The 19,342-nt window shown below is 69.4% G+C and carries 18 protein-coding genes; 7 read left to right on the plus strand and 11 right to left on the minus strand.

The window, feature by feature from the left end:
• Positions 1–56 precede the first annotated feature (56 nt).
• On the plus strand, positions 57–1,733 hold the full coding sequence (locus tag FBY39_RS01820) for an NAD(P)/FAD-dependent oxidoreductase (protein ID WP_222115645.1): 1,677 nt from the start codon (positions 57–59) through the stop codon (positions 1,731–1,733).
• Between the two features lie 357 nt (positions 1,734–2,090).
• On the opposite strand, the gene FBY39_RS01825 is transcribed toward FBY39_RS01820, so the two are convergent.
• The gene (locus FBY39_RS01825) at positions 2,091–3,350 is read right to left on the minus strand and encodes an acetyl-CoA hydrolase/transferase family protein (protein ID WP_160132872.1); all 1,260 of its coding nucleotides are present in this window, start codon (positions 3,348–3,350) and stop codon (positions 2,091–2,093) included.
• An 88-nt stretch (positions 3,351–3,438) separates the two neighbouring features.
• Here FBY39_RS01825 and FBY39_RS01830 point away from each other — a divergent pair, with 88 nt between their 5' ends.
• From FBY39_RS01830 to FBY39_RS01855, 6 genes are read left to right on the plus strand one after another with little or no spacing between them, the layout of a single operon-like run.
• Positions 3,439–4,605: an acyl-CoA dehydrogenase family protein gene (locus FBY39_RS01830; RefSeq protein ID WP_141929971.1), complete on the plus strand. Its 1,167-nt coding sequence runs from the start codon at positions 3,439–3,441 to the stop codon at positions 4,603–4,605.
• Between the two features lies 1 nt (position 4,606).
• Positions 4,607–5,371 carry a FadR/GntR family transcriptional regulator gene (locus FBY39_RS01835; protein WP_141929972.1) on the plus strand — a complete coding sequence of 255 codons (765 nt, stop codon included), beginning with the start codon at positions 4,607–4,609 and terminating at the stop codon, positions 5,369–5,371.
• 18 nt (positions 5,372–5,389) lie between these two features.
• Positions 5,390–6,304 carry a hydroxymethylglutaryl-CoA lyase gene (locus FBY39_RS01840; protein WP_141929973.1) on the plus strand — a complete coding sequence of 305 codons (915 nt, stop codon included), beginning with the start codon at positions 5,390–5,392 and terminating at the stop codon, positions 6,302–6,304.
• A 43-nt stretch (positions 6,305–6,347) separates the two neighbouring features.
• On the plus strand, positions 6,348–6,833 hold the full coding sequence (locus FBY39_RS01845; protein ID WP_141929974.1) for a MaoC family dehydratase: 486 nt from the start codon (positions 6,348–6,350) through the stop codon (positions 6,831–6,833).
• A gap of 7 nt (positions 6,834–6,840) precedes the next feature.
• The gene (locus tag FBY39_RS01850) at positions 6,841–7,332 is read left to right on the plus strand and encodes a nuclear transport factor 2 family protein (RefSeq protein WP_141929975.1); all 492 of its coding nucleotides are present in this window, start codon (positions 6,841–6,843) and stop codon (positions 7,330–7,332) included.
• Positions 7,329–8,210: a TIGR03620 family F420-dependent LLM class oxidoreductase gene (locus tag FBY39_RS01855; protein WP_141929976.1), complete on the plus strand. Its 882-nt coding sequence runs from the start codon at positions 7,329–7,331 to the stop codon at positions 8,208–8,210. Before FBY39_RS01850 ends, FBY39_RS01855 begins: the two co-directional genes overlap by 4 nt.
• A 734-nt stretch (positions 8,211–8,944) precedes the next feature.
• On the opposite strand, the gene FBY39_RS01860 is transcribed toward FBY39_RS01855, so the two are convergent.
• The 10 genes from FBY39_RS01860 to FBY39_RS01905 all read right to left on the minus strand — a co-directional run bounded on the left by FBY39_RS01860 (position 8,945) and on the right by FBY39_RS01905 (position 19,333).
• Entirely contained in the window at positions 8,945–10,093 is a 1,149-nt protein-coding gene (locus tag FBY39_RS01860; protein WP_141929977.1) for a thiolase C-terminal domain-containing protein, read from the minus strand.
• Positions 10,090–10,482: a Zn-ribbon domain-containing OB-fold protein gene (locus FBY39_RS01865; protein ID WP_141929978.1), complete on the minus strand. Its 393-nt coding sequence runs from the start codon at positions 10,480–10,482 to the stop codon at positions 10,090–10,092. Before FBY39_RS01865 ends, FBY39_RS01860 begins: the two co-directional genes overlap by 4 nt.
• On the minus strand, positions 10,479–12,032 hold the full coding sequence (locus FBY39_RS01870; RefSeq protein ID WP_160132874.1) for an AMP-binding protein: 1,554 nt from the start codon (positions 12,030–12,032) through the stop codon (positions 10,479–10,481). The genes FBY39_RS01865 and FBY39_RS01870 overlap by 4 nt, the downstream gene beginning before the upstream one ends.
• On the minus strand, positions 12,029–13,060 hold the full coding sequence (locus tag FBY39_RS01875) for an acyl-CoA dehydrogenase family protein (protein WP_160132876.1): 1,032 nt from the start codon (positions 13,058–13,060) through the stop codon (positions 12,029–12,031). The genes FBY39_RS01870 and FBY39_RS01875 overlap by 4 nt, the downstream gene beginning before the upstream one ends.
• A complete protein-coding gene (locus tag FBY39_RS01880; protein WP_141929981.1) occupies positions 13,057–14,256 on the minus strand; it encodes an acyl-CoA dehydrogenase family protein in 1,200 nt (399 codons plus the stop codon). The genes FBY39_RS01875 and FBY39_RS01880 overlap by 4 nt, the downstream gene beginning before the upstream one ends.
• Positions 14,253–15,167: an LLM class flavin-dependent oxidoreductase gene (locus FBY39_RS01885; RefSeq protein ID WP_160132878.1), complete on the minus strand. Its 915-nt coding sequence runs from the start codon at positions 15,165–15,167 to the stop codon at positions 14,253–14,255. Before FBY39_RS01885 ends, FBY39_RS01880 begins: the two co-directional genes overlap by 4 nt.
• A gap of 10 nt (positions 15,168–15,177) precedes the next feature.
• Positions 15,178–15,975 carry an LLM class flavin-dependent oxidoreductase gene (locus tag FBY39_RS01890; protein WP_141929983.1) on the minus strand — a complete coding sequence of 266 codons (798 nt, stop codon included), beginning with the start codon at positions 15,973–15,975 and terminating at the stop codon, positions 15,178–15,180.
• Positions 15,976–15,989: 14 nt separating this feature from the next.
• Entirely contained in the window at positions 15,990–17,180 is a 1,191-nt protein-coding gene (locus tag FBY39_RS01895) for an ABC transporter substrate-binding protein (RefSeq protein ID WP_141929984.1), read from the minus strand.
• Positions 17,181–17,273: 93 nt separating this feature from the next.
• Positions 17,274–18,443: an ABC transporter substrate-binding protein gene (locus tag FBY39_RS01900; RefSeq protein WP_222115646.1), complete on the minus strand. Its 1,170-nt coding sequence runs from the start codon at positions 18,441–18,443 to the stop codon at positions 17,274–17,276.
• An 11-nt stretch (positions 18,444–18,454) separates the two neighbouring features.
• Positions 18,455–19,333 carry a MaoC family dehydratase gene (locus FBY39_RS01905; protein WP_141929986.1) on the minus strand — a complete coding sequence of 293 codons (879 nt, stop codon included), beginning with the start codon at positions 19,331–19,333 and terminating at the stop codon, positions 18,455–18,457.
• Positions 19,334–19,342: the final 9 nt, after the last annotated feature.

Consider the following 19,342-nt stretch of genomic DNA (forward strand, 5'->3'; position numbering starts at 1 on the left):
TGCGAGAAGGCGTCTGCGTGATAGTCTAGAGCAAGCGCTTGATTTATGGAGGAATCGTGAGCTCGATCTCAGAAGCCGCACAGGCCCAGCCGCTCCCCGAGTTCGTGGAGTATCTCGTCGTCGGTGCCGGCGTCTGCGGCCTCTGCCAGCTGCAGCGGCTGCTCGATCTCGACGCCGACGTCCTCCTCGTCGACGCCAACAGCGGCCTCGGCGGCACGTGGTACAAGAACAGATACCCGGGATGCCGGTTCGACTCGGAGTCGTACACGTACCAGTACTCCTTCTCGCCCGAGATGCTGCAGGAGTGGGACTGGTCCGAGCGCTTCGCGGCGCAGCCCGAGACCCTCTCGTACCTCAACTACTTCGCCGACAAGTACTCGCTCCGCCCCCACATCCGCTACAACCTCGCGGTCGTGTCGATGGTGTGGAACGAGCAGGCCGACGAGTGGACCGTCACGTTCCAGAACGGACGGTCCGTCCGCACCCGCTTCGTCCTCTCCGCCATCGGCATCCTCTCCGCGCCGACGTACCCGCGTATCTCGGGGATGGACACGTTCGCGGGCGATGCCGTGCACACCTTCGACTGGCCCGAGGATCTCGATGTCACCGGCAAGCGCGTCGCCGTGATCGGCACCGGCGCGAGCGGCGTTCAGGTGATCACCGACATCGCGGCATCCGTCGAACAGCTCTACGTCCTGCAGCGCGGGGCGAACTGGTGCGCGCCGCTCGGCAACTCGCCGATCCTCGCCGACGAGATGGCCGATCTGCGCTCCCGCTACGACGAGATCTTCAAGTGGTGCAGCGAGACACCAGCCGGATTCATCCACCGGCCCGACCGCACGCTCAGCACCGACGTCACGCGTGAAGAGCGGGTGGCGCACTGGCATGAGCTGTATCGCGGCTCGGGCGCCGGGATGTACATGGGCAACTACCGCGACACGATGATGGAGCCGGGCCCCAACGCCGAGCTCACGGAGTTCATCGCGGAGCGCATCCGCGAGCGTGTCAAGGACCCGCGCGTCGCCGACCTCCTGACCCCGAAGGACCACGGCTTCGGCACGAAGCGGGTCGCGGGAGAGTCAGGCTTCTACGAGGTCTTCAACCGCGACAACGTGGAGCTCATCGACCTGAAGACGACTCCCGTCTCGAAGATCACTCCCGACGGCATCCGCTTCGATGGAGCGGGCGACGCCGCCCGACCGGCGATCGATGTCGACGTCATCGTCTACGCGACGGGCTTCGACGCGGTCACGGGACCCTTCGACCGCATCGACATCGTCGGGGTCGACGGCCAGCGCCTGCGCGACAAGTGGACGCGTGGTCCCGTCACCGCTCTCGGAGTCCAGGTGCACGGCTTCCCGAACCTCTTCATCCTCGCGGGCCCCCAGTCGGGGTCGGCGTCGGCCAACTTCCCGCGCGGCATCGAAGACGTCGTCAACTGGATGACGGGATTCGTGACCGAGATCCAGGCGAGCGGGATCGTCCGCGTCGAGGCGCGCGCCGACGCGGAGCAGGAGTGGACGGCGCACGTCCACGAGGTCAACGCGAAGCTCCTCATGTCGAAGACGAAGTCGTGGTTCAACGGACACAACAAGAACCTCGACCGCGACGAGGAACCTCGCGCGATGGTGTACCTGGGCGGCGGACCTCGCTACCGTCGACGCCTCGCGCAAGAGACCGCAGAGGGATACCCGAGCTTCGACCTCGAGCGCGCGGCGGTCACGGCTGGCTAGATCCGCGGGGGCCTCAGATGTACGCGGCTCTGACATTCCGGGGCACGGGGACGAAACCATGGGTGAAAAGCACGCGAGTGGTGCGCAATACACTCCACGACTCCGACGCCGTGCTTCCAAGGGTCCACCATCATCTCTTCCATGAAGTCGCGCCCGGGCGTCGCTGTATCTCTCGTTCTCGCTCTCGGTTTCGGGATGCTCGCGCTCTGGATCTTCGCTACGGCGGGATCACTCGTGTGGGCGATCGGATGCACTGTCCTGGCAGTTGCCTGGGCGGGCCTCGCGCTCATCACATCTCGACGTCGTCGGAGCTCGCCATAGCGGCTGTCGGGGAGACGCAAACCTCCCGTGCACGCCTCAGATCCGCAGCGACGCCGCAGCGGCGGCGATCGCGTCGCGGTGCTCGGGAGCTGCGACCGCGATGAGGTTGGCCCGCCGCTCGGCGACCGTGCGACCGCGGAGCCACGCCACGCCGTGCTCCGTGACGACGGCGTCGACGCTGTGATGCGCAGCCGTGACGAGGTCTCCGGCACCGTGCGTGGCGACGATCGTCGAGTGGCCCTTCGCGGTCGTCGAGGCCAGCGCGATCATCCGCATACCGCCCGGCGACAGGTGGGCGCCTTCGGAGAAGTCCGCACTCCCACCGACGCCGGAGATGACCCCGCCCCGCACGGTCTCGGCGACGACCTGCCCACGAAGATCGACGGCAACGGCCGAATTCACCGAGACGAACGACGGGATTCCCGCGATCGCGGCGGGATGGTGGACGCTCTGGGAGTCCCGCATCTCGATCGCGGCGTTCCCGTCGGCCCAGGCCATCAGCTCTGCCGACCCCAGCAGCTCGACGGCCTGAACGGGTGCGTCGCCGCGGGCGGCGATCGCCTCCACGAGCGGCACCATCGGGTCGGAGATCATGCCGTGAACGCGTAGCGATCTCTCCGCGGCTGTCCGCGAGAGTTCCGCCGCGAGTGCGTCTCCGATCGCGCCGATGCCCAGCTGGACGGTCGCACCCTCGGGGATGACGCCGCCCACGAGCCGTGCCACCGTGATGGCGGATGCCGTGGGCTCGCTCGGCTCGTAGCGCGGCATCTCGACGGTCGACGCGACGAAGCGGTCGATCTCGGAGACGTGCACGCGGCTGTCCCCCGCCGTGCGGGGGACGTCGTCGGCGATCTCCGCGATGACGAGGTCGGCGAGCCGGATGGCGTCTCGCGTGAAGCTCGCCGACGGACCGAGGCTGCAATACCCGTCGGCGTCGGGTGGTCCGAGCCGCACGAGGGCGACGTCGGCATGAGCCAGCACGACGCGCGGCACGTCGACGAGCCGCAGCGGCAGGTAGTCGACGAGTCCGTCGCGATGCATCGCACGGATATCGCCGTGCACGTGCCAGCTCCGGATGCCGAGAGTCCCAGCCGCGACGGCAGGTCGAAGTCCGGGGTCGCCGAGCGTCAGCCCCACCGTGAGCGCGACGCGGGGAGCACCGGGGCCGCGCTCGCCGAGCGCGCGCAGGAGGCTGAGGGGCGTGCCGCACGCATTTCCCGCGACGATCCGCGAACCCGCAACGAGGTCGGCAAGGGCGTCTGCGGCGGGGACGAAGTCCGGCGTCGGAGCGGTCATGTCTTCGGATGCTACCCACTTGACAGGATAAAGCAAGCGCTTGATATGCTGGCATCTCGAAACATCCGCATATTCAGAGTGGAAGACGATGGATTTCGAAGAGCCGGAGCACATCCGAGACATCCGCCAGGCCGTCCGTGACATCTGCGACGGATTCGGCGCAGAGTACTGGCGCCGTTGCGACGAGCAGCACGAGTTCCCGTGGGACTTCTACGACGCCATGGCCAGCGCAGGCTGGGTCGGAATCTCGATCCCCGAGGAGTTCGGCGGCGGCGGCGCGGGCATCACCGAAGCCTCCGTCGTCCTGGAGGAGGTCGCGGCATCCGGGGCAGCCATGAACGGGGCGAGCGCCCTGCACATCTCGATCTTCGGCATGAACCCCGTCGTCAAGCACGGCTCGGATGCCATGAAGGAGGCCTACCTCGCCCGCGTGGCCTCAGGAGAGCTGCACGTCTCGTTCGGTGTCACGGAACCGGATGCCGGCACCGACACCCCCTCGATCACGACGCGCGCCGTGCGCGACGGCGACGAGTACGTCGTGTCGGGCCAGAAGGTGTGGATCACGAAGGCGCACATCTCCGAGAAGGTGCTGCTCCTCGCCCGCACGACTCCCCTCGATCAGGTGGACAAGCGGACGAAGGGCATGTCGCTCTTCCTCGCCGACCTGAAAGCGCCGGGAGTCGACATCGAGCTCATCGACAAGATCGGCCGCAACGCCGTCGGGTCGTGCGAGATCCGCTTCGACGGGCTCCGCGTCTCGGCCGACGACCTCGTCGGCGAGGAGGGCCGCGGGTTCTCGTACCTTCTGGACGGCCTCAACCCCGAACGCATCCTCATCGCGGGCGAAGCGATCGGCATCGGTCGCGCGGCACTCCGGACCGCAACCGCGTACGCACGCGAGCGGGTCGTTTTCGGCCGGCCCATCGGCAAGAACCAGGGCATCTCGTTCCCGCTCGCCGAGGCCCACATGCGGCTGCGCGCAGCGGAACTCGCCGTCCGCGAGGCCTCGTGGCGCTACGACAACGGGCTTCCCTGCGGCGAGCACGCCAACGCGGCGAAGTTCCTCGCCTCGGACGCCGCGTTCTTCGCGGCCGACTGCGCGATGCAGACGCTCGGCGGTTTCGCCTACGCGAAGGAGTACAACGTCGGCCGCTACTGGGTCGAGTCGCGCCTCATGAAGAGCGCTCCCGTATCCCAGCAGATGGTGCTCAACTACATCGCCGAGCACGTCCTGTCCCTCCCGCGCTCGTACTGACATGACCGGCCTCCCCTCGGCGTCCCCCGCCCGCGATCGGCGCCGACCGCGCAAGCCCGTCGCCCTCGCCGAGGCGATCGCAGAAGGGATCGTGGACGCGGGGATGCGACCCGGCGACCGGCTGCCGGTCGAGGCGGCGATGGTCCTGCAGTACGGCGCGGGACGCGCGTCGATCCGCGAAGCCCTCCGCATCCTCGAGGCGGAGGGCATCGTCGAGACGCGCGTCGGCGCGGGCGGCGGGGCCTTCGTGGCATCCCCTCGTCGCGAGTCGATCGCCCGCCCGCTCTCGGTCCTCATGCGGATGAGCGACATCGGGCTGCGCGAGATCCTCGATGCGCGACTCCTCATCGAGCCGGCTCTCGCGGCATCCGCGGCGGTTCACCGCACGCCCGAGCAGGCGACGCAGCTTCAGGATGCCGCGGCGGCGCTAGAACTGCTCGACGAGGGCGGCGAGGACTGGCGGCGGATGAATCGCGAGTTCCACACCGCGATCGCCGAAGCTGCCGCCAACCGCCCCCTCGCCGTCATGTGGGACGTCCTGAGCATGATCGCCGACGGACACGACGCCGGCGTCCGCTACCCGGCGCACTCGCTCCACGATGCCGAAGCAGCGCACCGCAAGATCCTGAAGGCGATCGTCGCGGGCGATGCGGACACGGCAGAAGCCGCGATGCGCACGCACCTCGAGGCGATGGCCGCACACGTCGCGGCCGAGTACCCCGAACTCCTCGGCGAGCCCGTCGCCCTCGTGCGGTCACGCACCTGATACGAACAAGGAACGAGCATGACGACCCAGATGCCCGAGAGCGTGACCGTCTACGAGGTCGGCGCACGCGACGGCCTCCAGAACGAGGCGACCGCGATCTCGACCTCCGACAAGGTCGAGTTCATCCGCCGGCTCGTGGCATCCGGACTCACGACGATCGAGGCGACGAGCTTCGTCCATCCGACGTGGGTGCCGCAGCTCGCCGACGCGGAGGATGTCCTGCGGGAGCTCGATCTCGACGGCGCGGTTTCCTATCCCGTGCTCGTCCCGAATCCGCGTGGCCTCGACCGGGCGATTGCCGCGGGCGTCCGCCACATCGCGATCTTCGGCAGCGCGACGGAGTCCTTCGCGCAGAAGAACCTCAACCGCTCGGTCGACGAGCAGTTCGAGATGTTCGCGCCGACGGTGAGCCGCGCACGCGAAGAGGGGATGGATGTTCGCGCGTACGTGTCGATGTGCTTCGGCGACCCGTGGGAGGGCCACGTGCCCGTGTCGCAGGTCGTCGAAGTCGGACGCCGACTCTACGACCTCGGATCATCGCAGCTGTCGATCGGAGACACGCTGGGCCTTGCGACCCCCGGCCGCGTCCACGATCTGATCGACGCCTTCGACTCGGCGGGGCTCGGTGCCGACGTCCTCGCGGTGCACTTCCACGACACGTACGGGCAGGCGCTCGCCAACTCGTACGCGGCGCTCGAAGCCGGCATCCGTACGTTCGACGCGTCGGCCGGGGGACTCGGCGGGTGCCCGTACGCCCCGGGCGCGGCGGGCAATCTCGCGACGGAAGATCTCGTGTGGATGCTCGACGGTCTCGGCATCCGAAGCGGTGTCGACGTCGCCGCCCTCGCGCGGGCGAGCACCTGGATGGCCGAGCTGCTCGGTCGCCCCTCGACATCGAGCGTCGTCCGCGCGCTCGCGTCGCAGGACGCCTGACCTCCGAACCTCGACCCCACCCCCGACTCTGAAGGAGACAGCGATGACAGTGCACACGCGGCGCGGCCGGTACTACGAGGAGATGATCACGGGTGACGTCTTCCGGCACGAACCGGGACGGACGATCACGGAAGCAGACAACGTCTTCTTCTGCAGCATCACGCTCAACACCCAGACGCTGCACCTCGATGCCGAGAAGTCGGCGGAGTCGGAGTTCGGCCAGCGGCTCGTCAACAGTCTCCTGACGCTGTCGATCGTCTGCAGCATCGGTGTTCCCGACCTCACGCAGAAAACGACGATCGCGAACCTCGGTTTCGGGACGATCCAGTTCCCCGCCCCCGTCTTCATCGGCGACACCCTCTACTGCGAGACCGAGATCGGCGAGAAGCGCCTGTCGGCATCGCGCCCCGGTCAGGGCATCGTGACACTCGAGCACCGCGGGCACAATCAGGACGGCACCCTCGTCTGCCGGGCCGTGCGGACGGCGCTCGTCCGCTGCCTCCCCGACGACGCCACCCCGCTGAGCTGAACGGCGCATGATGTCCGACGCGGCGGCGCGCATCGACGCGCTCGAGAGGCGTGTGCGGGAACTCGAGGACGTTCGCGCGATCGAGGGACTGGTCGCGCGGTACCACGCGCTGTGCGACGGCGGATGGTCGGGCCCGAGCCATCCGAATCCCGAGGCGCTCGCAGACCTCTGGACCGACGACGGCGTGTACAGCATCAACGCCGCGCGTCCGCCCTGCCGCGGGCGCGATGAGATCCGAGAGCAGTTCGTGCGTCTGCAGACCTCGATGCCCTGGATCCTGCACACCTTCACCAACAGCACCGTCGAGGTCGACGGGGATGCCGCGGACGGGCGGTTCACGGGCATCGCCTACTACCGCCGGGGAGGCGCCAGCCACATCGTCGTCGGCACCTACACCGGGCGCTTTGTCCGCACAGCGGCGGGCTGGCGATTCGCGTCGTGGGTCGCCGACCTCGCTCACGGATCGGTGCTGTCGCCCGACGCCGACGATCCGCGATGATTCCCGCGGGCCCCTGGGGCGTGTGGTCGGGCGGACTCCGCGTGCGGGACGCGGCTTCCGCGACCGCGGCCGCGCAGCGCCTCGAGGCGGCGGGCTACTCGGCGCTGTGGATGACGGGCGGCGTGTCGAACCCGTTCGCTCGCGTCAGGGAGCTGCTCGCGGCGACCTCACGAGTGGCGGTGGCCACCGGCATCCTGAGCATCTGGACGATGCGCCCGGCGGAGGTCGTCGCCGAGTTGCACGCGCTGACACCGGCCGACCGAGGACGCTTCCTGCTGGGCCTCGGGGTGAGTCACGCGTCCCTCGTGGATCGCGACGATCCCGGTCGCTACCGCCGCCCGCTCACGGCGATGCGCGAGTACCTCGATGAACTCGACGCATGCGATCCCGACGGGCTCGCGATGCAGCGCGTCCTGGCGGCGCTCGGACCACGGATGCTCGATCTCTCGGCCACGCGCGCAAGCGGCGCGCACCCCTACCTCACGACTCCGGCACACACGCAGCGCGCTCGCGAGGTGCTCGGAACGGAACCGTTCCTCGCTCCGACCCAGATGGTCGTGCTCGAGCCGGATGCCGCGACCGCTCGCGCTGCCGCGCGGCGTCATCTGTCCCTCTACCTCGGCCAGCCCAACTACGTCGCGAACTGGGTGCGCCTCGGGTTCACCTCGGACGACGCCGCAGAAGGCGGATCCGACCGGCTCATCGACGCGATGATCGCGTGGGGCGATGAGGATGCCGTCGCGGCCCGCCTCCGCGAACACCTCGACGCCGGTGCGGACCACGTCTGCATCAGCATCCTCGACCGGCAGTCCGGCTGGCGGGACTATCCCCTCCCGGTGGCGGACTGGGAACGCCTCGCCCCCACCCTCCCCCGCTGACCGCCCAGACACGTCGCGCGGAAGCAGGCGGGCGGCTCGTTCCGGGGCGGGTTCCGTCGCACCGGGGCGCAACCCGTCCCCACGGGGCGCAGATCTCCCGCCCCGGCCAGCAGGAACGCGCCCCAGCGCCACGGCCACGCCGTCACGGCGCGTTCCTGCACACCGGGGCGCGCATTCGCACACCGGGGCGCAGGAGGCGCGCCCCGAACGACAGAACGCGCCCCAGATTGCGGTGGACGCGAAGAGGCGCCCCAGAGTGACGCAGTACGCCCCAACCGCACACCCCCCGCCAGCGGGGCGCAGATCGTCACCCCGGGGCGCGGAATGCCCGCCCCGAGACGCCGCAGCACGCCCCAAGCCACGGCATACGCAAAGAGGCGCCCCAGAGTGACGGAGTGCGCCCCAACCGCACATCCCCGCCAGCGGGGCGCAGATCGCCATCCCGGGGCGCGGAACGCGCGCCCCGGGATGGCGCAGCACGCCCCAAGCGACGGCAGACGCAAAGAGGCGCCCCAGAGTGACGCAGTGCGCCCCAACCGCACATCCCCGCCAGCGGGGCGCAGATCGTCACCTCGGGGCGCGGAATGCGCGCCCCGGGACGCGGCAATGCGCCCCAAACGACGGAGCCCGGCCCAAACGACGGCATCCGCCCCAAACGACGGCATCCGCCCCAAACGACGGCATCCGCCCCAAACGACGGAGCCCGCCCCGCACGGGGCGAGGCGGCAGCGCGGTCAGACCGTCGCGGCGCTTCCGAGGACGAGGGTGCCGGAGCTCATGAACATCCCGCCGACTCCCGTCGCGACGCTCACGTCCACTCCGTGCACCTGGGCGGGCGCGATGCCGCGCACCTGACGCACGGACTCCTGGATCGCGAACATCCCGTACATTCCCGTGTGCGTATACGACAGGCCGCCGCCGTTGGTGTTGAGGGGAAGCCGCCCGCCGGGAGCCGTGTTGCGGTCCTCGATGAAGGCCGGCGCCTCGCCGCGTCCGACGAAGCCCAGGTCCTCCAGTCCGTAGATCGGCACGTGCGCGAAGGCGTCGTAGATCATCAGGTGATCGACGTCGTCATGACGGATGCCGGACTGGGCGAACGCCCGCTCCCCGCCCATGCGGATCGCGCGAGACGACGTGAGGCTCTCGAGCCCCGAGACGACCGACGACTCGCTCGACTCACCCGCGCCCAGGACATACACGGGCGACGGATGCAGGTCCTTCGCCCGCTCGGCGGAGGTCAGCACGAGCGCACCGCCGCCGTCGGTCACGAGGCAGCAGTGCAGCAGATGCACCGGGTCGGCGATGACCGGGGACGCGAAGACGTCCTCGACGGTGATGGGGTCACGGAGCTTCGCCCGCGGGTTCAGCGCCGCCCACTCGCGCTGGATCACGGGCACGAGGGCGAGCTGTTCGCGCGTCATCCCGTATCGCGCCATGTACTGGCGCACGCCGATGGGGAAGAGCGACGGCGCACCGACGGGACCGTACGGCACTTCGAGCTGGCCCATGAGTGACTGCGGAGCCGGCATCCACGGGACCATTCCGACGCGCGAGCGCCCGGACTCGCCGTGCGTCACGAGGACCGTTTCGCAGAGGCCCGAGGCGATGGCTGCCATCGCATGCCGCACGTGCAGCATAAACGACGAGCCGCCGACGTTCGTTCCGTCGAGGTACTCCGGGACGATGCCGAGATAGTCGGCGACGTCGACGGGCATCTCCCCCGCGGATGCCACGCCGTCGACGTCGGCGGGGGTCAAGCCGCAGTCCGCGAGCGCGTTGAGCGCGGCATCCGCGTGCAGTTCGAGTGCCGACTTGTCGGGGATGCGCCCGAGGTCCGTGCTCTCTGCCGCGCCGACGATCGCGACCGCTCCGCGAAGACTCACGCTGCCTCCTCCACGTCGAAGCACACGACGCGCCGTTCGCCGCGCTGCTCGAACGCGACGCGGACCGGCGTGTTCACCGCGACCGCCTCGAGGTCGGGTGCGCGCAGCGCACCCATCAGGTGCGGCCCCTCGGCGAGCTCGACGATCGCGAGGGCGTAGGGCGGCTCGAAGCCCTCGGGGCCGCGGTGGTTGATGACGAACGACAGGAGGGTGCCCGTGCCCGCGGCATCCACCAGCTCTACATCCCGATGCCCGCACCGCGGACAGAAGCTCCGGGGATAGAGAAAGAACGCGCGGCATTCGAGGCAGCGCGGCACGGTGAGGCGCCCCTCGTCGATGAGCGCGAACCACTCGCGCGTATCGGGTGTGGGCTGGGCGACGGGCTTCATGACGAGACCTTCTCGACGAGGGCGGGCAGGAGGTGCTTGCGAAGCTTGCCGTTCTCGCCGCGAGGAAGCGCGTCGACGACCTCGACGCGGCGCGGCACCTTGTACCGGGCCAAGCGCTCCTGCAGGAAGGGCACGAGCAGGGCGGTCGCTTCCGAACGCGACTCGGCGAGCACCGAGCCGGGGACGGCCTCGACGACAGCGCAGACCGTCTCACCCCATTCCGGATCGGGCAGTCCGATGACACCCGCGTCGCGGACGTCGGGATGCTCGAGGAGCGCCGCCTCCACTTCGGCCGGGTAGACGTTGACGCCGCCCGAGACGACGACCTCCGACATCCGCGCGAGAAGGTACAGGTAGCCGTCCGCGTCGATCCGTCCGATGTCGCCGACCGTCACGTAGTCGCCGTGGCGTCCCGCGAGGGTCTTGTCGGGGTCGCCGCGGTAGACGAAGGCGTGCGCGCCCATCCTCAAGAAGACGGCGCCGGGCTCGCCGGCGGGAACGTCGTTGCGCTCCGCATCGAGGATGCGCACGTCGGCACCCGGCTGCGGACGCCCGACGCTGCCCGGTCGCGCGAGCCACTCCGCCGAGTCGATGACGGTTCCTGCGGCCTCCGTCGCCCCGTAGTACTCCCAGATGACGGGGCCGAACCACGCCAGCATGTCGCGCTTGACCGACTCGGGGCAGGGCCCGGCACCGTGCACGAGGTTACGCATCGAGCTGACGTCGTAGCGTTCGCGGACCTCCGCGGGCAGCCGCAGCAGACGGTGGAGCTGCGTCGGGACCATGTGCGTCGTCGTGACGCGCTCGTCCTGGATGAGCTGCAGCACGCGTTCCGCATCGAAGCCGTCGGTCAACACGACGGCGTGCCCGAAGTGGAGCGAGGTCACCGCGAGCCCGCTGACGGCGGTGTGACTGAGCGGCGACGTGACGAGGTGGACACCGGATGCCAGTGGCTCGATGCCGAACATGCCGAGCTGCCACTGCGCGCCCGCTGCGAAGACGTCGTCGGGCTCGCCCTGCGCGAGTGCTCGCGCGACGCCCTTCGGACGCCCGGTCGTACCCGAGGTGTATCCGAGGAAGGCACCCGGGGTCCGCTTCTCGGGAGTTCCCGAGGGATGCGTCTCGAGCACCTGCGTCAGGTCACGGAAACCCGAGGATGCCGCGAACGAGAACCTTGCGTCGGCGTCGAGTCCCGCGGCATCCGCTGCCGCACCGACGACGTCGGCGAACCGCACCGAGGTGAAGACCGCAACGGGCTGTGCGTCGCCGATGATGTACGAGATCTCGCCCGAAGTGAGCGCCGTGTTGACCGGCACGTAATAGAAGCCCGCCTGCTGGCAGGCAAGAGCGAGCGCGAGCGCGAGCGGCTCGTTCGCGACGACCCCCACGACCCGGTCGCCGACGCGCGCACCGCGTGCACGCAGGAGGTGCACGATCCCGTTGCACCGCGACAGGAGCTCACCGCGGGAAACGACGACACGGTCGGCACCGACGACGCCTGTCGCGCCGGGCTCCGCCGCAGCGAGACGCCAGAAGCCGAGCTCGCTCACGACGACGGAACCTCGTCGAGTGACGCGATGAGCTCGACGGCCAGGCGCCGACGAAGCGATCGCGTCGTGCCGTAGTCCGCCGACAGGCTCATGACGCGCTTGAGCCAGATGTGCAGCTCGTACTCCCACGTGAACCCGATACCTCCGTGCAGCTGCAGCGCGTGCAGATTCGCGAGGTGGGCGGCGTCTCCGGCATAGGCCTTGGCGGCGGCCGCCCGCCGGAAGGCGCCGGGCTCGGTGACGCGGTCGAGCGCGGAGAGAGCTGCGGCCTCGGCGAGGTCGACCATGACGGCGACATCGGCGACCTTGTGCTTGACGGCCTGGAACGAGCCCACCGGCCGGTCGAATTGCTTCCGCACGACGATGTAGTCGACGGTGAGGTCGAGGAGGCGCCGGGACGCACCGGCGAGCATGCACGCCGCGCCTGCGATCGCGATGGCACGGATGCGCTCGACGTCGGCGGCTGCGATCTCGAGGGGCGTTCCCGCTCCGATCGGCGTGACCGCTGCGAGCGGACGCAGCGGGTCGAGTGCGGCCACGTCGCGCACATCGAGCTCATCCGGGGTGAACGCGTGCACGGAGTCGTCGGTGCGCAGGTCGATGAGCAGGTCGGCCTCGCTCGCGAAAGCGACGTGGGGTGCGTCATCCATCCGGATCGCCACGATCGCGTCGCCGGCGGCGATGCGCTCGAGCCACGCCGGCGCCTCTGCCCACGACGTCGCGGTGAGGATCGACGCGGCGATGACCGAGGTTTCGAGGAAGGGCTCCGGTACGGCATGTCGGCCGAACGCGGCGAGAGTCGTCGAAAGGTGCGCGGGCGACAGCGCGATCCCGCCCTGCTCCTCCGGGACGAGGGCCGAGAGGATGCCGGACTCGGCCAGGCGGCCCCACAGGGCCGCCGTGTGCGCGGTGCCCTCCTCGAGGCGCGCGCGCAGATGATCCACGGTGCACGATCGCGCGAGCAGATCCTCGCCGAGGTCGAGGAGCTCCTGCCGCTCCGCTTCGAGACTCGCTGTTGCCTGTGTCATTTCCTGGGCTCCAAGGGAAGTCCGAGCACGCGCTCGCTGATGATATTTCGCTGGATCTCGTTCGTGCCGCCGAAGATCATCGCGGCGCGGGAGTACCAGTACCGGTGGTGCCAGTCCGCCCATGCGCGGGCGGTGACCTCGTCGGCGCCGGCGAGAGCGGACGGATCGCCCACAACGACGGCGTCGTCCTCCATGAGGCGAAGACCCGTATCGAAGATGTCGTACTGCATCTGCGTCCAGAACACCTTGTTGATGCTGGCGGTGGAGGTGAGGTCGACGCCGCGCTCGGCCATCTCGGCGAGGCGATAGACGTTCGCGCGGTAGACCTCGGTCTCGACGAAGACGCGTCCGAGTTCGTCGAGCGCCGAGGCGTCGTCGGCGAGGTCGCGGGCCCGCACGAGCCGAGCGAGATTCGCGACGTCCTTCGAGTACTTCGCGTGGTCGCCGAAGACGGCGCCGCGCTCGAATCCGAGCGTCGACATCGCGACAGCCCAGCCGCCGTCGATCTCGCCGACGACGTTCTCGACGGGAACGCGGACGTCCGTGAAGAAGATCTCCGCGAACCCGCGGGTGCCGTCGACCATCGTCAGCGGACGCACCTCGACACCGGGAGAGCGCAGATCGATGCACAGGAACGTGATGCCGTCGTGCTTGCGACGACCCTCGCCCACCGGCGACGTCCGGACCAGGGCGAAGATCCAGTCCGAGTACGCCCCCATCGACGTCCAGATCTTCTGACCGTTGACGACGAACTCGTCGCCGTCCCGATCCGCACGGGTCCGCAACGACGCGAGATCGGAACCCGACTCGGGCTCACTGAAGCCCTGGCACCAGATCGTGCGGCAGCTCAGGATGTCGGGGATCCAGCGCGCGCACTGCTCGGGCGTCCCGTGCTGCATGAGCACAGGACCCAGGAGGTAGAGGCCGCCCATGTTGATGCGCTCGGGGGCGCCGGCGCGGTAGTACTCCTCGCCGAACACGATGGAGCGGAGGAGCCCCGCATCCTGTCCGCCGTACTCGGCGGGCCAGTCGATCGCGGCATATCCGCCTTCGTAGAGGACCCGCTCCCACTCGCGGTGAGCCGCGAAGCCCTCGGGGTCGGTCCACGATGTGAGCGGCTCGGCGGGGACGTGCGACGTCAGCCACTCCCGCACATCGTGCCGGAAGTCGTCGAGGGATGCGGTGTCGTCGCTCATGCGGCAAGCTCCAGGATTCGCGACGCCGTTGCCAGCGTCTCGGCGTACGATCGGGCGTCGGTGCGCAGGGAGACGTTCACTCCGTCGGCGCCGAGGCGCGCATAACCCTCGACGACGGCGGGCAGCGCTTCGAGGTCGCCGCTGAAGCGCAGTCCTGCGATCACGTGTTGGTCGGCGAGGTCGCGTCCCGCCTCGCGGACGCGGCGCGCATAGGTCGCGTGGTGCTCCTCGAACTGCGGCAGCGTGAGATTCCAGGGGTACCACCCGTCGGCCACCTGCGCGGCCCGGCGGATCGCGGCAGGCGAGTGCCCGCCGACGAGCATCCGCGGTGACGGCCGCGACGCAGCCCCATGCTGCGCGGCATCCGTCGACCATCGCCGTCGCAGATCGACCATCATGTCTTCGTTCCGCCGTCCGCGCGAGGCGAAGTCGGTCTCGCACGCCTCGAGCTCCTCCGACGACCATCCGACCCCGACGCCGAGGTCGAACCGGTCGCCCGTCAGCTCGCCGACCGTCCTCAGCTCGCGCGCGATGACGGCGGGATTGCGCAGCGGCAGGAGCAGGACGGAGCTGCCGAAGCGGATCCGCGTCGTCGCGCGGCACACGTGCACGGCGGTCTGGAAGAGGTCGAGCAATCCCTGGTCGTCGGAGACCTCGACGCGCGGCTTGCCGTCGACGGTCGCGTTGTGCACCTCGGACTTCGTCGGATCCGTCGCCGACGGCGCCGAGGGGTAGGGGTATTCCGACTCGTACCGGTCGAAGAAGAGGATGTGCTCCGGCAGCCAGATCCCTGAGAAGCCGAGATCCTCGGCGGTCCGGGCGAAGCGCTGGATGAACTCGGCGTCGCGCTCGGGACTCCCGTCGAAAAGATCGACGATGCCGATCTCGACGGGGCGTCCCTTCACCGTCATGGCCACCATGTCAGGCCACCAGCGCGCGGACGTCTTCGGGCGTCGGAACGTGATCGAAGAAGCCCACGACCTCGTCGACGCCGAGATCGGGTGCGGCGCCCCGTGCGCGGGCGATCTCCGCTGCGGGCACCACCCACGTCCGCCGGACGGCGCCCGCCCGTTCAGCGAACACGTCGTCGAGCAGGGAGTTCGCGCGGTCGACATCGTGAGCGTCGGCCGACCAGACGACCCAGCCGCCGGGCACTCCGCAGGATGCCGCGAAGCGGTCGAGGTCGTCGGCGCTCGTCGCGCGGACATGAGTGACGGGCACGCGGTCCCCCTTCGGCTTCGGCAGCGCGATCGCGCCGGTGAACGAGATGAACGGTCCGGTGTGGGTTGCGCGACGCTCCGTCCAGAGCGATCGCATCGCACGCACCTGGTCGAGAGCATGTCCGACGTGGTCGTCGGGGCGGGAGCGGAGCGGATCCACGAGCGCGGCGGGAGCAGGTCCGAGATCGATCCCGTACTCGGCACGGCCGCTACTGAACCAGTCGAGCGTCGCTACCTGCTTCGCGCGTACCGGCGCGCTGTAGAGAGAGGGGATGTCACCGGAGACCACCACGCGCAGTCTGCGTGTCGCCGTCGCGACGACCTGCAGGCCGAGCATCGGGTCGTGGCTGCCGTCCGCTGCGGCATCCCGATCCCCCAGGCTCCACCACGACGCGAGCGTCGTGGCGTCCGCTGCGCGAGCCGCTCTTTCGAGGGCTTCGGCCAGCGACGTGTCCTGGGTTGTTCGGAAGCTGCATGCGAGACCTGTCTCCGGTGACATCCTCGTTCTCACTCTCAGCCGTTCCACTCCTCGAGAGTGCCGTCTTCCTGCCACACGAGGTAGACCCCGGGGCCGTCGAGGCTCGCCTGCCCACCGCTGTAGGTCAGAGGACCGTAGACCGAGTCCTGCGATGTGATCGCTTCGAGCGCCTCGGCGACCATCTGCGGGTCGGGGTCACCCGACGCCTTCAGGCCTTCCGCGAGGAGCCACATCGCGGTGTAACCCTGCGCGCCGTACATGTCGGGCATCTCGCCGTACTCGGCCTCGTACGCCTCGACGAATGTGACGGCCTCTTCGTTGGTGTTGAAGCCCGCGTGGAACGGCGACATGAAGATCGTGCCGGCCAATCCCCCGCCCGACGTCGTGAAGAGCTCTTCGCTGTCGACGCCGTAGGTGGTCAGGAAGGGCTTGTCGTAGCCGCGCTCGCGCATGGACTTCGCCAGGAGCGCCGACGGCGTTCCGAGCGTCGAGCCGATGACGGCGTCGGGATCGAGCGCTTCGATCTCGGTCGCTGCCTGCGTGTAGTTGGTGTCGGCGGCAGAGGTCTCGATCGTCTTGAGGATCTCGACGCCGTTGCGCTCGAGCGCTTCCGTCCAGACCTTCGCGTCGCCCACCATGCCGTCGTTGTCAGCGGTGACGACCACGACGGCCGTCTCGATGTCCTCACCGGGCACGATGGCGTCGACGAACTGGTCGTACATTCCGCCCGGCTCCGACGGCAAGATGACCGATCGGTAGATATAGGGCGGGTCCGCGAGGCCCGCGAGGATCGCCGACGTCACGACGGCAGGCGTCGACTGGTCGGTGATGACGGGAGCGAGCGCGCCGGCCTCGGAGGAGAGACCGCAGCACAGGATGCCGGAGGCACCGTCGGCCGCGTACTGGTTGAACAGCGCGATCGCCTGGGCGGGGTCGCCCTTGATGTCGTCGATCTTGAGATCGATCGTGGAGCCCTCACCCAGGAATCCGCTCTCGTTGATCTCCTTGACGGCGAGCTTCGCTCCGTCGGCGATCGGAACGCCCGCGAAGGCGGCGGGACCCGACAGGATGGCAGGGAAGCCGACGACGTACTCGATCGCCTCCCCGCCGTCTCCGGACGGCTGATCGTCGGACGCGCAGCCGGCGAGCGCGACCAGCGATGCGGCGGCCACGACGGCAACGAGGCCTCGCGTCCGCATTCGGCGTGTGGTGGTGAACTGGAACATCGTCGTCCCTTCTTCGGGTTGTGCTCGGTCATGTGAAGCAAGCACTTGATTTTGACATGCGGGCGGGACGGGCGCAATGCCCTTCGCTAACGATTAGGGAGCGAGAAGCTGAGGATCTCCCGCATCGCCCCACACGAGATGCAGCGCTGTCTCCTCGACCTCGGCCTGCCCGCCGACGTAGATGATCCGGCCGTAGACACTCTCCTGCTCGCCGATCGCCGAGAGGGCCTCCCCGACGGCTGCCGGGTCGCCCGTGCCCGCGTCGCGAATCGCCGTCGCGAGGAGCCAGGCCGCCGTGTACCCCTGCGCCGCGAACATGTCCGGCGCCGTTCCGTACTCGTCTTCGTACGCCGCCGCGAACGCAGCGCCGCGATCGTTGACGGGATAGTCGGCGTGGAAAGGCGTGGGGAAGATGGTCCCCGCCATCGCACCGGCGGACGCGTCGAACGCCGCACGACTGTCAGCGCCGACGTTCGAGACGATGGGGCGGTCGAAGCCGCGCTCACGCAGCGCCTTCGCGAGATTGGCGGTCGAGGAGCCGATCGTGCTGGCGACGACGACGTCGGGGTCAAGGGCGATGATCTGCGTCGCGGGTCCGACGTAGGACGTCTCGACGACCGGGACCTCGACGGTCTCCCGCAGCTCGACGCCGTTCCGCGCGAGCCCCTCGGCGTAGATCGACGAGTCCTGCACCATCGCATCGTTGTCGTTGTTGACGACCATGACGGCGGACGAGTAGGCGCCCGCGCCGAAGACGGCGTCGAGGAACTCGTCGTACGTGCCCCCGGGCGCCGACGGCACCTCGAACGGACGGAAGAGGTGGGGAGGATCGGCGAGGCCGTCGAGGATCGACACGGTCACGACGCCCGGGAGCGTGCTCTCGGAGAGGAGCGGCTGCAGCGCACCGGCCTCGCCGCCCAGCGTGCAGCACAGCACGCCCGCAGCCCCGGAGGCCTCGGCCTCGCGGTAGGCGGCGATCGCCTTCGCGGGGTCTCCTGCCGTGTCGACGAACTCCATCTCGATCGTCGCGCCGTCTCCGAGGAAGTCGGAGGCGTTGACTTCGGCGATCGCCAGTTCGATGCCCTGCGTGACGGGAATGCCGGCGAACGCGCCCGGACCCGACTGCACGAGGGGCGCGACGACGGAGTAGACGGTCGCGCCGTCGGCATCCTCGTTCCCGTCTCCCGGCGCGCACGCCGCCAGCACGACGACGGTCGCGACAATCGCGGCGACCGACAGTCGCCGGGTGGAGGTCCGCTTCACGTTCTTCCTCATCACTCCTCCGCTCCACCAGAGGCATCGTCGGTCGGCCGCAGGTCGAGGCGACCGCGGTCGATCACGATCTCGCCGTCGCGCGTCACCACTTGGAAGGACGCGCCGTCTTCATCGCGCCAGACGAGGAGCCGCATGGGGTCGCCCGGATAGGCCGGGCGCGCGAATCGTCCGGAGATCTTCCGGAAACGGGCGACGCTCCCTCCGCACAGCTCCGCGAGCAGAAGTCGCGTTGCGAATCCGTAGGTGCACATGCCGTGGAGGATGGGCCGCTCGAAGCCTCCGCGCGCCGCGAAGGCGGGATCGGAATGCAGGGGATTGCGATCACCCGTGAGGCGATAGAGGAGCGCCTGGTCGGGGCGCGTCGCGAATGCGATGTCCGCGTCGGCAGCGCGCTCCGGCGCGGCCCACGCCGAGCTCGGACCGCGCTCCCCGCCGAAGCCGCCCGCGCCCCCGAGGAACGCACCCGTCCGTGTGCGCGCGAGAACGCGGCCCGAGGCGGGGTCTCGCAGCTCCGTCTCGGTCCAGACCATGGCGTGAGGGTCTTTGTCCCACATCTCGGTGAGGGTCGTCGAGACGTCGGCTTCGCCCTCGGATGCGAGTGGCGACTCGACCTCGATGGTCTGCTCCGCGTGCACCGCGCGCGTCGGGTCGTACTCGCCGATGTCGGGGAGACCCTGACCGAATCCGAGGACGACGGCGAAGCTCGGAAGCACCTCCTGGTCCACCCCCGCACTGTTCTCGGTCGTGAGCGACAGCTCGCGAAGGGGGTCTGCCTGACCGGCTCCGACCGCGAGCGCATAGAGAAGCGACTCGGTCGTCGTCCACCGAACACGGTGGGGGTCGGTCACGAGACCGACGCGAGAGGGATCGAGCGCCATGAGACCTCC

Origin of the sequence: Microbacterium sp. SLBN-146 (assembly GCF_006715145.1) — a bacterium.
GTDB lineage: Bacteria > Actinomycetota > Actinomycetes > Actinomycetales > Microbacteriaceae > Microbacterium.

Coding starts and splice junctions, on each gene's coding strand:
- FBY39_RS01835 (WP_141929972.1), top strand. CDS start 4,607: ATGACCGGCCTCCCCTCGGCGTCCCCCGCCCGCGATCGGCGCCGACCG.
- FBY39_RS01905 (WP_141929986.1), bottom strand. CDS start 19,333: ATGGCGCTCGATCCCTCTCGCGTCGGTCTCGTGACCGACCCCCACCGT.
- FBY39_RS01825 (WP_160132872.1), bottom strand. CDS start 3,350: ATGACCGCTCCGACGCCGGACTTCGTCCCCGCCGCAGACGCCCTTGCC.
- FBY39_RS01830 (WP_141929971.1), top strand. CDS start 3,439: ATGGATTTCGAAGAGCCGGAGCACATCCGAGACATCCGCCAGGCCGTC.
- FBY39_RS01885 (WP_160132878.1), bottom strand. CDS start 15,167: ATGACGGTGAAGGGACGCCCCGTCGAGATCGGCATCGTCGATCTTTTC.
- FBY39_RS01880 (WP_141929981.1), bottom strand. CDS start 14,256: ATGAGCGACGACACCGCATCCCTCGACGACTTCCGGCACGATGTGCGG.
- FBY39_RS01895 (WP_141929984.1), bottom strand. CDS start 17,180: ATGTTCCAGTTCACCACCACACGCCGAATGCGGACGCGAGGCCTCGTT.
- FBY39_RS01865 (WP_141929978.1), bottom strand. CDS start 10,482: ATGAAGCCCGTCGCCCAGCCCACACCCGATACGCGCGAGTGGTTCGCG.
- FBY39_RS01845 (WP_141929974.1), top strand. CDS start 6,348: ATGACAGTGCACACGCGGCGCGGCCGGTACTACGAGGAGATGATCACG.
- FBY39_RS01855 (WP_141929976.1), top strand. CDS start 7,329: ATGATTCCCGCGGGCCCCTGGGGCGTGTGGTCGGGCGGACTCCGCGTG.
- FBY39_RS01875 (WP_160132876.1), bottom strand. CDS start 13,060: ATGACACAGGCAACAGCGAGTCTCGAAGCGGAGCGGCAGGAGCTCCTC.
- FBY39_RS01840 (WP_141929973.1), top strand. CDS start 5,390: ATGACGACCCAGATGCCCGAGAGCGTGACCGTCTACGAGGTCGGCGCA.
- FBY39_RS01890 (WP_141929983.1), bottom strand. CDS start 15,975: ATGTCACCGGAGACAGGTCTCGCATGCAGCTTCCGAACAACCCAGGAC.
- FBY39_RS01850 (WP_141929975.1), top strand. CDS start 6,841: ATGATGTCCGACGCGGCGGCGCGCATCGACGCGCTCGAGAGGCGTGTG.